Origin of the sequence: Paraburkholderia lycopersici (assembly GCF_900096975.1) — a bacterium.
In the GTDB taxonomy this organism is placed as follows: Bacteria; Pseudomonadota; Gammaproteobacteria; order Burkholderiales; family Burkholderiaceae; genus Paraburkholderia; species Paraburkholderia lycopersici.
Genome location: NZ_FMYQ01000021.1, coordinates 56,165 through 69,654, shown reverse-complemented (window position 1 = coordinate 69,654; position 13,490 = coordinate 56,165). Strand labels below are relative to the sequence as shown.

The window sequence follows — 13,490 nt, the reverse complement described above, 5'->3', positions numbered from 1 at the left end:
ATCGACAGGTGCGGCGCCATGCGGTAAACCACCGCGCCGCACGCTGAAGCGATTAGTCGTTCTTGGTCTTGACGACTTTCTTGCCGCGGTAGTAGCCGTTCGGGCTGATGTGGTGGCGCAGATGCACTTCACCCGTGCTCGGTTCGACGGCCAGCGGCGCGCCCGTGAGGAAATCGTGCGAGCGGTGCATGCCGCGCTTCGACGGCGACTTCTTGTTTTGTTGAACTGCCATGATAACTCCTGAAAATTTTCCGAATTCTAACACAGCCCGATCCGGCCGCCGCCACCCTTGGGGAGTGGCCGGACTCCGGGCTCAGGCCCACGCGTCTGGTACTGCCTGCCCCTTGCAGCCGCCTAGTGCTTGCTGCCGGGACCGTCCTTCTTGAGCGATTCGAGCGCCGCAAACGGGTTGACGCGCTCCTCCGTCTCGATTTCCTGCTCTGGCACGTCGTCCACGGAGTCCACGCCGTCCGCGCCATCGGGACCCGAGGCGAGACTTTCGTGCACTTCCGGACAGACTTCGTGCTTCGGCACCAGCGGCAGCGAGAGCAACAACTCCTCTTCGATCAAGTCGACGAGATCGAAATGGCGCGAGCCCACGATCACTTCGACTTCATCGTCGTCGAGCGGAAACTCCTCCGCCTCCTCTTCCGTCTGGACGATACGGAAGGTCGCATCCGCATTGAATGCCTGTTCGTAGGGAGCGAGGCACCGCTGGCACGTGAGCCACGCGCCACCGTGAACTGCAAGCCGCAGATAAGGCTGCGGCCCTTCGGTGCCATCGTTCTGCAATTCCTGCTGCACGAAGCCGGCTACCTGCCAGGTGAACGCGGTGTCGCGATCTGGCGCCTCGGCCGGGACTTCGTTTAACATGCGCGGCAGTTGCGAGACGCGTACGACGCCCGCTGCCTCGCGCTCGCTGCGCGCGAATTCGAAAATATCGAAGTCACGCGGATTCAGAGCGCCTTTATCCGCCGCTGGGCCGGCAGACTTGCCAGGATGTTCGGTCATGTGCCCTCTCCTGCTTCTCAAGGCTTGCTGCCGGTGAAGCGATGCGAAAAGCCAAGGGGCTCGCGACATTCAGCTTGCACAGGCTATTTACCTCACCTGTTATGTTACCGGCCTCAACTCCATTAGCACCACCGCCAACAAGGTCTTCGAGCTGCCTTGCAGCTACAAAAGCGCCCGCAAAAGACGTGCGACGAGAGCGTACCAATGAAAAGCCCAAAATCATATCGCCTTTATCTTTGTGAGTCAAACACTTAAGCTCGCATACACAAGGGCCTGCGGTACCAAGGTTTTCGACATCTTTTGACGGGATCCGAGATATTCCGCCCCCCGTTTTTCTGCCGCAGGCAGCCCGGACATCGACACGTCACAGCCGTTTTCCCTATTCCGATCGAACATGCAGGATTCTCCCTCGCAAGCCCCGCACAAGGGGCGCCCCGCTCTCATCCTTGCCTCCAGCTCGCGCTACCGGCGCGAGCTGCTCGAACGTCTGCGTATTCCGTTCGAGACGGCCGTGCCCGCCATCGACGAAACGCCGCAGCCCGGCGAAGCACCCGAAGCGACGGCGCTGCGCCTCGCCGCAGCCAAAGCGCGCGCCGTAGCCGCCGCTCTACCGCCTGATGCAGGCCGCGCGCTCGTGATCGGCTCTGACCAGGTAGCCACTTTCGACGGCCGCCAGATCGGCAAGCCCGGCACGCACGAACGCGCGCTCGGGCAGTTGCAGGCCATGCGCGGCCGCGAGGTATTGTTCCATAGTGCCCTGAGTCTGCTCGACACCGCTACTGGCCAAACGGATACCGTCGATGTCGTCACGAAGGTGCGCTTTCGCGACTTGCCCGACGCCGCGCTCGACGCCTATCTGCGCGCAGAGACGCCCTATGACTGCGCGGGCAGCGCGAAATCGGAAGGGCTCGGGATCGCCCTGCTCGAAGCCATCGAATCGGATGACCCCACGGCCCTGATCGGCCTGCCGCTCATCGCGCTCACGCGCATGCTGCTAACTGCGGGCTATCCGCTGCTGGAGGCCGAAGCATGACGAATGCAACGACGGGCACGCTATATCTGATTCCGAACACGCTCGGCGACGGCGACGACGCCGCGCTAGACGCCGTCCTGCCCGCACCCGTGCGCGAACGCGCGGGCACGCTCGCGAGCTACATCGGCGAAAACGCGAAGACCACGCGCGCCTTCCTCAAACGCGTGGGCACGACGCGGCCGATCCAGGAAATCGAGATCCGCGAACTCAATATCAACACGCCGGCGGGCGAAATCGACAGGCTGCTCGCGCCGCTGCTCGCGGGCATCGACACGGGGTTGGTTTCCGAGGCAGGCGTGCCCGCCGTCGCCGATCCAGGCGCGCAGCTCGTTCGGCGCGCGCACGAGCGCGGCATCAGGGTCGTGCCGCTCGTGGGGCCGAGCTCGATCCTGCTCGCGCTGATGGCGTCGGGGCTCAACGGCCAGAGCTTCGCGTTTCACGGCTACCTGCCCGTCGACGCGAACGAGCGCGTGAAGAAGCTGCGCGAACTCGAGCAGGCCTCGCGCAAGAGCAAGCAAACGCAGATTTTCATCGAGACGCCCTACCGCAACCGCACGCTGCTCGACGCGTTGCTCGCGACCTGTGCGCCGTCCACGCTCGTGTGCGTTGCCGCCGATCTCACGCTGCCGACCGAAACGATCGTGAGCCGCGCCGTTTCCGACTGGAAGAAAAAGTCCGCGCCCGAGCTGCACAAGCGGCCGGCGATTTTCCTGCTGCTGGCGCACTGAGCCGTTTTCGCCGCGCAAAACGAATCGGCCGCTGCGCACTCGCGCAGCGGCCGATTTTCTTATGGACGATCCGGCGCCGAAGCAGCGCTCAGTGCAGCGCCAGTCTGCCGCCCATCAGCAGCGAATGGACAGCCGCCGAGCCGATGTTCGCGCCGACGCGCTTCGCAACCCGGTCGGTGAGGCTCTGCTTGACCGTGTAATCGACGACGTCCGGCGCCTTGATGACTTCACGCGCCACGTAATCGGTGCTGCCGAAGCCGTCCGCGAGGCCGAGTTCCACGCTCTTCTGACCGGTCCAGAAGAGGCCCGAGAAGATATCCGGCGAGTCCTTCAGGCGCTTGCCGCGGCCTGCCTTCACGGCGTCGATGAACTGCTGATGGATCTGGTCGAGCATTTCCTGGGCGTGCGCGTCCATTTTGGGCGTATCGGGCGAAAAGGGGTCGAAGAACCCTTTGTTTTCGCCCGAGGTGCGCAGGCGCCGCTGGATGCCGAGCTTGTCCATGAGGCCGGTAAAGCCGAAACCGTCCATCAGCACGCCGATCGAGCCCACGATGCTCGCCTTGTTGACGTAGATCTTGTCGGCTGCCGCTGCCACGTAGTAGCCGCCCGAAGCACACATGTCGCCCACCACCACATAGAGCGGGATGGCCGGGTATTTCGTGCGCAGACGGCGGATCTCGTCGTTGATGATGCCGGCTTGCACCGGGCTGCCGCCAGGGCTGTCGATATGCAGGATCACGCCGGCGGTGCCATCGTCGTCAAAGGCGCTGTCGAGCGCGCTGATGAGGTCGTCGGCGTTCGCCGGCGTGTCGGAGCCGATCTCGCCGTCGAGCGAAACGAGCGCCGTATGGCGCCCCTCGCCCTCCACGCGCGCGCCCGAAATGTCGAGCACGGCCCAGGCGATGACGACCAGGACGGCGAGAAAGGCGAAACGAAAGAAAATTCGCCAGCGCCGCGCCGCGCGTTGCTCGTTGATCGCGGCGAGCGCGATGCGCTCAAGCGCCTCGCGTTCCCAGCCGGAGGCGAGCGCGCCGCGCTCTGACGAAGCCCCGCGGGACGTTTCGTTCGAATCAGGGGTCGGATTGTCGGCCATGCGAGCGGATAAAAGGTCAGGATGCGGAGGGACGGGAGTCCGAGGGTAGATCGGGACGCAAATCATCGTCCGGCAGCCAGAATACCGCACGGCCCTCGGGCGTGTCGCGTTCCTCTACGCGCACGGGGCGCAAACGGCCGCCACGGCACGGTCCGCCCACGCACTTGCCCGTGTCGGGCTGGTAGATCGCGCCGTGTGTCGCGCACATCAGATAGAGTCCCGACGACTCGAAAAACTGGCCTTCCACCCAGTCGAGCTCCATCGGCACGTGCGCGCAGCGGTTCAGGTAGCCGTACACCTCGCCGCCGTAGCGCACGAAGAACACCACGGCGTCGCCGCCCGCGTAGGTCGCACTCATGCGCCGGCCCTCGCCGCCCTCGGCCAGTTCGTCTGCGGCGCATACGCGGACCGGCTCGTGCGTCGACTCCCTGGGCGCCTCGCTCATGCGTGCTCCCGCAGCCAGCCGGCCAGCGCGCCGACGTCCTGCGCGACGAAGCGCGGCTCGAGTTTCTCCAGCGCTCCCGGCGCGTGCGCGCCGTATGCGACGCCGATGCCCGCCGCGCCCGCATTGATCGCCATCTGCAGATCGTGCGTCGTATCGCCGACCATGACCGTGCGGCCGAGATCCTGCCCCAGTTCGCGCGTCAGCTCCTGAAGCATGGCCGGATGCGGCTTCGAGAAGGTTTCGTCGGCGCAGCGCGTGCCGTCGAAAAGACTCGTGAGCCGCGAGTCCGCCAGCGCGCGGTTGAGCCCGACACGGCTCTTGCCTGTCGCGACGGCGAGCAGATAGCCGGTGTCGCGCAGTTCCGCGAGCATCTCGCGCACGCCCGCGAACAGTTCGGTTTGCTGGTCCTTCAGCAAGTAATGAACGCGATAGCGCTCGACGAGCCTCGGATAGTCGGCCGGATCGAGCGTGGGCGCGGCGATCTGCAGCGCCTCGCGCAAACCGAGGCCGATCACGTAGCTCGCCGCCTCGTCGCCGGGCACGGGCAAGCCAAGGTCGCGGCAGGCGGCCTGGATGCTGCGTGTGATATGGGCGGTCGAATCCATCAAGGTGCCGTCCCAGTCGAACACAATCAGGTCAAATTGCTGTCGGGCCATGCGGGGCTTCTCCAAACGCTGTCATCTTCGTTGTCATTCGGGTCGGGCCGGGTCGGGTCGGGCCGTTTCAGGCGCCGCACCTTCGCCCGCGCCGCACTCGCGTTGCGCCCGCAGCGCCTCGACGAAGCCGCGGCAATCCTCCGGCAACGGCGCCTCGAACTGCAGCGGCGCGCCCGTGATCGGGTGAGTGAGCTTCAGCCTGTGTGCATGCAGGAACATCCGCTTGATGCCCGGCCGCGCGCCGTTGCGCGCGAGCGCCTTGTTGAGCGCGAAATCGCCATACTTGGCGTCGCCGACGATCGGCAGCCCGAGGTGCGCGAGATGCACGCGGATCTGGTGCGTGCGCCCCGTCTTGAGTTCGGCTTCGAGGAGCGCGTAGCCAGGCCAGCGCTCGATCAGATTGAACACGGTATGCGAGGGTAACCCGTCGGCCTGGACGCGCACGCGGCGCTCGCCTTCCGGGGTCAGGTACTTGTGCAGCGGCTCCTTGACAGCGCGGCGACGGCCCCAGTCGCTCGCCCATTCGCCATGGACGCAGGCGAAATAGCGTTTGTCGGTCTGGTTGTCGCGCATTTGCGCGTGCAGGCCGACGAGCGCGGCGCGCTTCTTGGCGAGCATGAGCACACCGGAGGTTTCCCGGTCGAGGCGGTGCACGAGTTCGAGGAACTTGCCGTGCGGGCGCGCCTCGCGCAACTGCTCGATCACGCCGAACGCCACGCCGCTGCCGCCGTGCACGGCCACGCCGGCCGGCTTGTCGATGACGAGCAGCGCATCGTCCTCGTAAAGCACGGGAAACTGGGCCGCCGGAACGGGCGCGGCGCCCGGGGGCGCACTGGACTGCGAGGTGCGGATGGGCGGCACGCGCACGACGTCGCCTTCCGCAAGCCGGTACTGCGCGTCGACCCGGCCCTTGTTCACGCGCACTTCCCCGCTGCGCAAGATGCGATAGATGTGGCTCTTCGGCACGCCCTTGCAGACGCGCACGAGGAAATTGTCGATGCGCTGACCAGCCGCGCCCTCGTCGATTTCGACGAACGAAACCTGGTCGCTTGCGACCTGATTCTGGGATGTTTTGCCTAACCCTTTCATTCTGAATATAATTTGCCCAGCGCCGACGCAATGGTAGGTCGAATGGCCCAGGCCAAACGGCCAAATGTTCTGCGAACCACCCGATGGACACCCCAAGGGGGTTATCCTGGACCTGGACCACGCGGCGTGCGCAGGCAGCAAGCGATAAACGGTTATTTTACTTGCGCCCGGGGCTGGTTGCTCACCCCGCTTTGAGAAGCAACGAGTTGCACGCACGGAATACCGCACCGGCAGGGATGGCGCCCACAGGCACATTCGGTCAGGATCGGCTCCGACGGTAACGGAACATTGGTATAAAGAATTTATCCGGCGCGTCCCGCCGCGCGGTCGAAGTGACCGCCGATGGAGGCGCTGGTGGCGAAAATACGGCGAGCGCCCGAAAATCGTCCCGGCAACGTGCGGGACACGGCGACGTCAAAAGTGGCGAGACACCCGAGGGGGAAGACGGGCGTTCCTGAAAGCTTCCCGTGCGCGGCCCTGATTTGGAACATGAGGCCGCGAACCTGATCCAGCCGCAAAGCGCGCGCGGTTCGCCGCTGCGGCGGGCATCTGTTGCGGCCGTTGCGATGGGTACAACCCTCTGCGCTGCCCGCAGGCGGATCGGAAGCGCAGGAAAACGCCGCCGTCGCGAACCCGCGGCATGTCTCTTCGCTTCTTGAAGCCGTATTTCGCATGTGCCCACGCGGCCCGTCCATGGCAACGCAACGCCGGACCGGTGTCCCAAAAAGGCAATTCTCCCCGCCATCGTTCCTGCTCCAGCGTGCTTGTGACAACACAATAAGGCGCGGCTCGCCGCGGCCCGCACTGTGCTGCCTGGCGTCGCCGCCGCGCACCGTGCCGGCCGCGCACGAACGCACTGGAGTCGTTCAATGAAACGAATGCTGTTCAACGCGACGCAGCAGGAAGAACTGCGCGTCGCCATCGTCGATGGACAGAAGCTCATCGACATCGACATCGAAACCGCCGGGCGCGAACAGCGCAAAGGCAACATCTACAAGGGGATCGTCACCCGCATCGAGCCCTCGCTCGAAGCATGTTTCGTCAACTACGGCGAAGACCGCCACGGCTTCCTGCCGTTCAAGGAAGTCGCCCGCCAGTACTTCCGCGAAGGCGTCGACATGCGCGGCGCGCGCATCCAGGACGCCCTCCGGGAAGGCCAGGAGCTGATCGTCCAGGTCGAGAAGGAAGAGCGCGGCAACAAGGGCGCCGCCCTCACCACGTTCATCTCGCTCGCCGGCCGCTACCTCGTCCTCATGCCGAACAACCCGCGCGGCGGCGGCGTGTCGCGCCGCATCGAGGGCGACGACCGGCAGGAGCTGCGCGAAACCATGGCGCAGCTGCAACTGCCGGACGGCATGAGCATCATCGCGCGCACGGCCGGCATCGGCCGCTCCGCCGAAGAACTCCAGTGGGACCTGAACTACCTGCTGCAACTGTGGCGCGCCATCGAGGCCGCGTCGCAGGCCGGCCAGTCGGGCCAGCCGATGCTGATCTATCTGGAGTCGAGCCTCGTGATCCGCGCGATCCGGGACTATTTCCAGCCCGACATCGGCGAAATCCTCATCGACACCACCGAGATCTATGACCAGGCGCGCGCCTTCATGGATATCGTGATGCCGGACAATGTCAACAAGGTGAAGCGCTACCACGACGACGTCCCGCTCTTCTCGCGCTTCCAGATCGAGCACCAGATCGAGACGGCGTACTCGCGCACGGTGCCGCTGCCCTCGGGCGGCGCGATCGTGATCGACCACACCGAGGCGCTCGTCGCCATCGACGTGAACTCGGCGCGCGCGACCAAGGGCGCCGACATCGAGGAAACCGCCGCGCGCACCAACCTCGAAGCCGCCGACGAAGTGGCGCGCCAGTTGCGTCTGCGCGACCTGGGCGGCCTGATCGTGATCGACTTCATCGACATGGAGTCGGCCAAGAGCCAGCGCGAAGTCGAGCAGCGCCTGAAGGACGCGCTGCGCCACGACCGCGCGCGCGTGCAGATGGGCAAGATCTCGCGCTTCGGCCTGATGGAGCTGTCGCGCCAGCGTCTGCGCCCGGCCCTCTCGGAAGGCAGCCACGTCACCTGCCCGCGCTGCAACGGCACGGGCCACATCCGCGACACGGAATCGTCGGCGCTTCAGGTCCTGCGCATCATCCAGGAAGAGGCGATGAAGGAAAACACCGCGGCGATCCACTGCCAGGTGCCGGTCGAAGTGACCGCCTTCCTGCTCAACGAAAAGCGCTCGGAGATCAACAAGATCGAGTCGCGCTTCAAGGTCGCCGTCGTCCTGATCCCGAACAAGCATCTGGAAACGCCGCACTACAAGCTCGAGCGCCTGCGTCACGACGACGCGCGCCTCGACGACCCGCGCGCCTCGTGGAAGATGGCCGAGGAGGCGGCTCGCGAACTCGAGTCGGAAACCGGCTACAGCAAGCGCAGCGCCGAAGCCAAACCCAAGCAGGAAGCCGCGGTGAAGGGCATCACGCCCGAGCGTCCGGCGCCGAGCGCGCCGGTCAAGCCGGCCGCGACCGCGCCCGTCGCCGCGCAGGTGGCCGTCTCGCCCGCGGGCGGCGGATTCTTCGGCTGGGTCAAGCGCCTCTTCGGCGGCGCGCCCGCTGCGGCACCCGCGCCGGCACCGGTCGCGCAACCCGAAAAAACCGCGCGCCCGACTCGCGAAGCACGCCCCGAACGCGGTGAAAAGACCGGCGGCGACCGCAACCGCAATCGCCGCACCGGCGGCCGCGACGCGGCAAGCCGCGGCGAAGGCGCAAGCGGCGCGCGCACCGGCCAGTCTGCAGGCCGCCGCGAGGACCGCGAACCACGCGAACCACGGGAACCGCGGGAACCGCGTGAAGCACGCGAAAGCCGTGGCGCCCGCGAGCCGCGTGAACCGCGCGAGCAACGTGAGCCGCGCGAAAACCGCGAAGCACGCGCCGAACGCGAACAGCGCATCGAGCGTGTCGAGCGCGGCCAGGATCGCAGCGAGGTGACGGCGGAAGCCGGCGCCGCGCGCGGCGAGCGCCAGGAACGTGGTGAACGCCGCGAGCGCGGTGAACGTGGCGAGCGTGGCGAACAACGCCGCCGCACGCAAGCCGCCGAGGCTGCCGAAGCCCAGGAAGCGCGTCTTGATGCTGCATCGGCTGCCGCCGAAGACGCCGAAGCGCCGCAGACGGAGCTGCCCGAAGGCGTGAGCGCGGGCGCCGACGAAGAAGGCGCGCCGCGTGAAGGCGAAGAGCGCCGCCGCCGCCGCCGTGGCCGCCGCGGCGGTCGTCGCGAGCGCGACACGGAGACCGCAGGCCTGACGCCGGACGCGGAAGCACAGGAAGGCGGCGAGGAAGCCGCGCCCGTGCAACCGGCCATCGAGCAGCCCGCCGTTGCCGCGCAGGTGCACGAAGCGCCGGCCGTCGAAACGCGCGCCGAGTCGGTCGTCGAAACCGCGGTCGTGACCGCGCTGCCGGCCGCAGCCGTTGTCGGCGAAACCGGGCACGCGCCCGCTGCTGCGGTGACGGCCACGCCTGTCGAAACCGTCGCGCCCGCGGCAGAACAAGCCCCGGCTCCGGTCGAACCGGCTTCGGCGCCTGCCGAGGCCACGCCGGCCGCCGTCGAAACCACGCCCGCGCCTGCCGTGGCGCCGAAGGCCGCGGAAACGGCGGTGCCCGCCGCAGCCGTAGAACCGACGGCACCGGTGGCTCCGGTCGAGCCGGTCCAGGCTGAAACGCTGCCCGTCGTGCGTGAAGATCGCGTCGAAGCGCCTCAGGCCGAAGAACCGGTGGCAACGCCGGCGGCGCAACCGGAGCCTGCTCGAACCGCCGTCGCGGCCGCACCTGCGGTCGTCGCGATCAGCGAGCCGGCTGTGCAGAGCCCGGCCCAAGCTGTTCCGGCTACGGCCGACACCCTGCGCCCGATGCTGGAATCGGCGGGCCTCGTCTGGGTCAACACCGACGCCGACAAGCTGCGCGCCGCCCAGCAAGCCGCCGCGCAGGTGGTGAAGCCCGCGCGGGTGCCGCGAGAGCGCAAGGCGCTGCCGCCGGTCGACAGCACGCCGATGCAGCAGGTCGAAACCACGCGCCAGCCGTAAGCGCTGCCTGCGCGCCTGGCCGCAGCGTCGGACTCTCGGGTCCGACGCTGCCCCCCCCCAAAAGCCCGCCGCTCCCGGCGGGCTTTTTTTTTGATATATCAGCGTTCTCCCTCGTCTGTCGGCCGTAGCTGGTTCGGCTAAAATCGAGACAACGCGAGAACGAAGAGACCATGACCCGACGCATCATCCCCGTTGCCGACGCTCGTTCGCTGCCGCCCGGCCTACCCAACCCGGCTGCGGGAACGGTGCGCGCGCCGTCCGGCGCGGTCTTCGACGCGCTAGCAAGGCCGCTGCGCGACCTGCGCATCTCGGTCACGGATCGCTGCAATTTCCGGTGCGTCTACTGCATGCCGCGTGCGGTGTTCGACAAGGACTACCCGTTTCTGCCCCATTCCGCGCTGCTTTCGCTGGAAGAAATCGAGCGGCTCGCGCGGCTTTTCGTCGCGCAAGGCGTCACCAAGATCCGGCTTACGGGTGGCGAACCGCTGCTGCGCAAGAACATCGAATTCCTGATCGAGCGCCTCGCCGCGCTGCGCACGCCCGGTGGCGAACCGCTCGACATCACGCTCACTACCAACGGGTCGCTGCTCGCCCGCAAGGCGCGCACGCTGCGCGACGCGGGCCTCACGCGCGTGACAGTGAGTCTCGACGCGCTCGACGACGCGCTCTTTCGTCGCATGAACGACGCCGACTTCGCCGTGGCCGACGTGCTCGACGGCATCGCCGCGGCGCAGGCCGTGGGGCTCGCGCCGCTGAAGGTCAACATGGTCGTCAAGCGCGGCACGAACGACGGCGAGATCGTGCCGCTCGCGCGTCACTTCCGCGGCACGGGTGTCACGCTGCGCTTCATCGAGTACATGGACGTGGGCACGTCGAACGGCTGGAACATGGCGGAAGTGCTGCCGTCGTCGGAAGTCGTCGCGCGCATTGCGGAGCATTGGCCGCTCGTGCCGCTCGAGCCGCACAGCGCGGCCGAAACGGCGCAACGCTGGGGCTACGCGGACGGCGCCGGCGAAATCGGCGCGATTTCGAGCGTCACGCGCGCGTTCTGCGGCGACTGCACGCGCGCGCGGCTTTCCACCGAAGGCAAACTGTACCTGTGCCTCTTCGCCTCGATGGGCTACGACCTGCGCGCGCTGCTGCGCAACGGCACGACCGACCAGGCGATTGCCGGCGCGATCGCGCAAGTCTGGGAAGGCCGCGCCGATCGCTACTCCCAGTTGCGCGGCAGCGCGCAGGCGCCGGGTTCCGCCGACGAGCGGCGCATCGAAATGTCCTATATCGGCGGCTGAGTAGCCCATGAGGCCGATGAGCGCCAACCCTGTTCCCACCGGATCGATCACCGGCCTCGTGCTCGCGGGCGGCCGCGGCCAGCGCATGGGCGGCGCGGACAAGGGCCTGCAGATGCTGCACGGCACGCCGCTCGCCTCACAGGTTCTCGCGCGCCTCGCGCCGCAGGTGGGCATGCTCGCCATCAGCGCGAACCGCAACCGCGACGCCTACGTGGCGCTCGGCGCGCCGTGGCAAGCGAGTGTGCTCGCCGACACTTTGCCCGACTACCCCGGCCCGCTCGCGGGGCTGCTTGCGGGGCTGCGCGCGGCGCGCACCGAGTGGCTGCTCACGGTGCCGTGCGACTCGCCCTGGCTGCCCGCCGACCTTGCCGAGCGCCTCTGCGATGCTGCACTCGCCCGACACGCCGACATCGCGACCGCGACGACGACGAACGCCGACGGCGCCGTCTTGCTGCATCCGGTGTTCGCGCTGGTCCGCACATCGCTCGCCGACGACCTCGCCGCGTTCCTCGCTGCGGGCGAGCGCAAGGTGCGCGCGTGGTACGCGCGCCACACGGCCGCCGAAGTCGCCTTTGCCGATGAACGTGCGTTTTACAATATCAATTCCTTACAGGAACTGGCCGACTTCGAACGCGCCTGAATTGCAATCGGGCGGCGCGCGGCCAGCCGCCGTCCCCGGCACACGGCCGGCCCGCCCGGACGATCGCCGCACACACCGTGCGGATGCGACGCTTCCCCACTCGATGACCACGCTTAATCACCCCTCCGGCAACGCCGGATGCATCAGCCAGTACGATCCGCAAGCATTGCCCGTCAGCGCCGCGCAGGCCATCGTGCTGCAGTGGGTGACGCCGATCGCGGCAAGCGAACGCGTGCCGCTGCGCGAAGCGCTCGCTCGCGTGCTGGCGGAGGACGTGATTTCGCCCATCGACGTCCCCGCCCACGACAATTCCGCGATGGACGGCTACGCGTTCGACGGCGCGGCGCTGGCTGCGGCCGACGCGTCCGGACGGCTCACGCTCGCCGTGTGCGGCAAGACATTCGCCGGCCACCCCTACACGGGCGAAGTGGCCGCCGGCATGTGCGTGCGCATCATGACCGGCGCGCCGATGCCTGCGGGCTGCGACACCGTCGTGCCGCAGGAACGCGTGCAAGCCCACGGCGAAGTCGTCTCCTTCGAAGCGCGCGCCGTCACGCGCGGCGCGAATGCCCGCCGCAAGGGCGAAGACCTTGCGCGCGGCGGCGCGGCGCTCGCGGCCGGCCGCGTGCTGCGCGCATCCGACATCGGCTTGCTGGCCTCGCTCGGCATGCTTGAGGCGAACGTCAAGCAGCGCCTGCGCGTCGCCTATTTCTCGACCGGCGACGAGCTGCGCTCGCCCGGCGAGCCGCTCGCGCCCGGCTGTATCTACGACAGCAATCGCTATGTGCTCGGCGCCATGCTGCAGCGCCTGAACGTCGAGCCGATCGACCTTGGCGTCGTGCGCGACGACCCCGCCGCGCTGGCCGCCACGCTGAAGCTGGCTGCCGAAACCGCCGATGTCGTGCTAACCTCCGGCGGCGTCTCGGTCGGCGAAGCCGATTTCACGCGCGCGCAGTTGCAAACGCTCGGCGACGTCTCGTTCTGGGGCCTCGCCATGCGCCCCGGCCGCCCGCTCGCGTTCGGCCGCATCTGGTCGGGCGGCCGCCCCGGCGCGGGCCGCGCCGCGCTGCTCTTCGGCCTGCCCGGCAACCCGGTCGCGACAATGGTCTCGTTCTACCAGATCGTGCGTCCCGCTCTCATGGCGATGGCGGGCGCGAGCCCGCAGCCCGTTGCGCTGGTGCCGGCGCTGAGCGATCTGCCGATCAGGAAGCGCGCGGGCCGCACCGAGTTCCAGCGCGGCCTCGCGCGCCGCGACGCGAGCGGCCAGTGGCGCGTCGCGCCGACCGGCTCGCAAAGCTCGGGCGCGCTCAGCACAATGAGCGAGGCGAACTGCTTCATCGTGCTCGCCCACGAGGCCGGCGACCTCGATGCTGGCGACGCCGTCGACATCATGCTGTTCGATGGGCTCGTCTAGTGCGGCGGCACGGCGA

General features: G+C 67.8%; 12 protein-coding genes. 6 read left to right on the top strand and 6 right to left on the bottom strand.

Features of this window, described 5'->3' with window-relative positions; all coding sequences use genetic code 11:
* Positions 1-52: 52 nt before the first annotated feature.
* Together rpmF and BLU17_RS21280 are read right to left on the bottom strand one after the other, a co-directional pair.
* Positions 53-232 carry a 50S ribosomal protein L32 gene (gene rpmF / locus BLU17_RS21285; RefSeq protein WP_018441573.1) on the bottom strand — a complete coding sequence of 60 codons (180 nt, stop codon included), beginning with the start codon at positions 230-232 and terminating at the stop codon, positions 53-55.
* 122 nt (positions 233-354) lie between these two features.
* The gene (locus tag BLU17_RS21280) at positions 355-1,011 is read right to left on the bottom strand and encodes a DUF177 domain-containing protein (protein ID WP_092000847.1); all 657 of its coding nucleotides are present in this window, start codon (positions 1,009-1,011) and stop codon (positions 355-357) included.
* 394 nt (positions 1,012-1,405) lie between these two features.
* On the opposite strand from BLU17_RS21280, the gene BLU17_RS21275 reads away from it, so the two are divergent.
* Positions 1,406-2,044, top strand: coding sequence for a Maf-like protein (locus BLU17_RS21275; protein WP_092000845.1), 639 nt, complete (start codon positions 1,406-1,408; stop codon positions 2,042-2,044).
* Positions 2,041-2,772, top strand: a complete 732-nt coding sequence (locus BLU17_RS21270) for an SAM-dependent methyltransferase (RefSeq protein ID WP_092000842.1) — start codon at positions 2,041-2,043, stop codon at positions 2,770-2,772. Before BLU17_RS21275 ends, BLU17_RS21270 begins: the two co-directional genes overlap by 4 nt.
* 88 nt (positions 2,773-2,860) lie before the next feature.
* On the opposite strand, the gene BLU17_RS21265 is transcribed toward BLU17_RS21270, so the two are convergent.
* The 4 genes from BLU17_RS21265 to BLU17_RS21250 are packed head-to-tail and all read right to left on the bottom strand — an operon-like array spanning position 2,861 to position 6,055.
* Positions 2,861-3,865: a S49 family peptidase gene (locus tag BLU17_RS21265; RefSeq protein WP_092000839.1), complete on the bottom strand. Its 1,005-nt coding sequence runs from the start codon at positions 3,863-3,865 to the stop codon at positions 2,861-2,863.
* 16 nt (positions 3,866-3,881) lie between these two features.
* Complete coding sequence (locus BLU17_RS21260; protein ID WP_092000836.1) at positions 3,882-4,310, bottom strand: Rieske (2Fe-2S) protein; 429 nt, start codon at positions 4,308-4,310, stop codon at positions 3,882-3,884.
* Complete coding sequence (locus tag BLU17_RS21255; protein WP_092000834.1) at positions 4,307-4,966, bottom strand: HAD-IIIA family hydrolase; 660 nt, start codon at positions 4,964-4,966, stop codon at positions 4,307-4,309. The genes BLU17_RS21260 and BLU17_RS21255 overlap by 4 nt, the downstream gene beginning before the upstream one ends.
* Before the next feature lie 33 nt (positions 4,967-4,999).
* A complete protein-coding gene (locus BLU17_RS21250) occupies positions 5,000-6,055 on the bottom strand; it encodes an RluA family pseudouridine synthase (RefSeq protein ID WP_092000831.1) in 1,056 nt (351 codons plus the stop codon).
* 869 nt (positions 6,056-6,924) lie between these two features.
* On the opposite strand from BLU17_RS21250, the gene BLU17_RS21245 reads away from it, so the two are divergent.
* From BLU17_RS21245 to moeA, 4 genes are all read left to right on the top strand, one after another.
* Entirely contained in the window at positions 6,925-10,128 is a 3,204-nt protein-coding gene (locus BLU17_RS21245) for a ribonuclease E/G (protein WP_092000829.1), read from the top strand.
* A gap of 170 nt (positions 10,129-10,298) precedes the next feature.
* A complete protein-coding gene (gene moaA, locus BLU17_RS21240; RefSeq protein WP_092000826.1) occupies positions 10,299-11,420 on the top strand; it encodes a GTP 3',8-cyclase MoaA in 1,122 nt (373 codons plus the stop codon).
* 16 nt (positions 11,421-11,436) lie between these two features.
* Positions 11,437-12,060, top strand: coding sequence for a molybdenum cofactor guanylyltransferase MobA (gene mobA / locus BLU17_RS21235; protein ID WP_092001013.1), 624 nt, complete (start codon positions 11,437-11,439; stop codon positions 12,058-12,060).
* Between the two features lie 103 nt (positions 12,061-12,163).
* Positions 12,164-13,474 carry a molybdopterin molybdotransferase MoeA gene (gene moeA, locus BLU17_RS21230; RefSeq protein ID WP_092000823.1) on the top strand — a complete coding sequence of 437 codons (1,311 nt, stop codon included), beginning with the start codon at positions 12,164-12,166 and terminating at the stop codon, positions 13,472-13,474.
* Positions 13,475-13,490 lie beyond the last annotated feature (16 nt).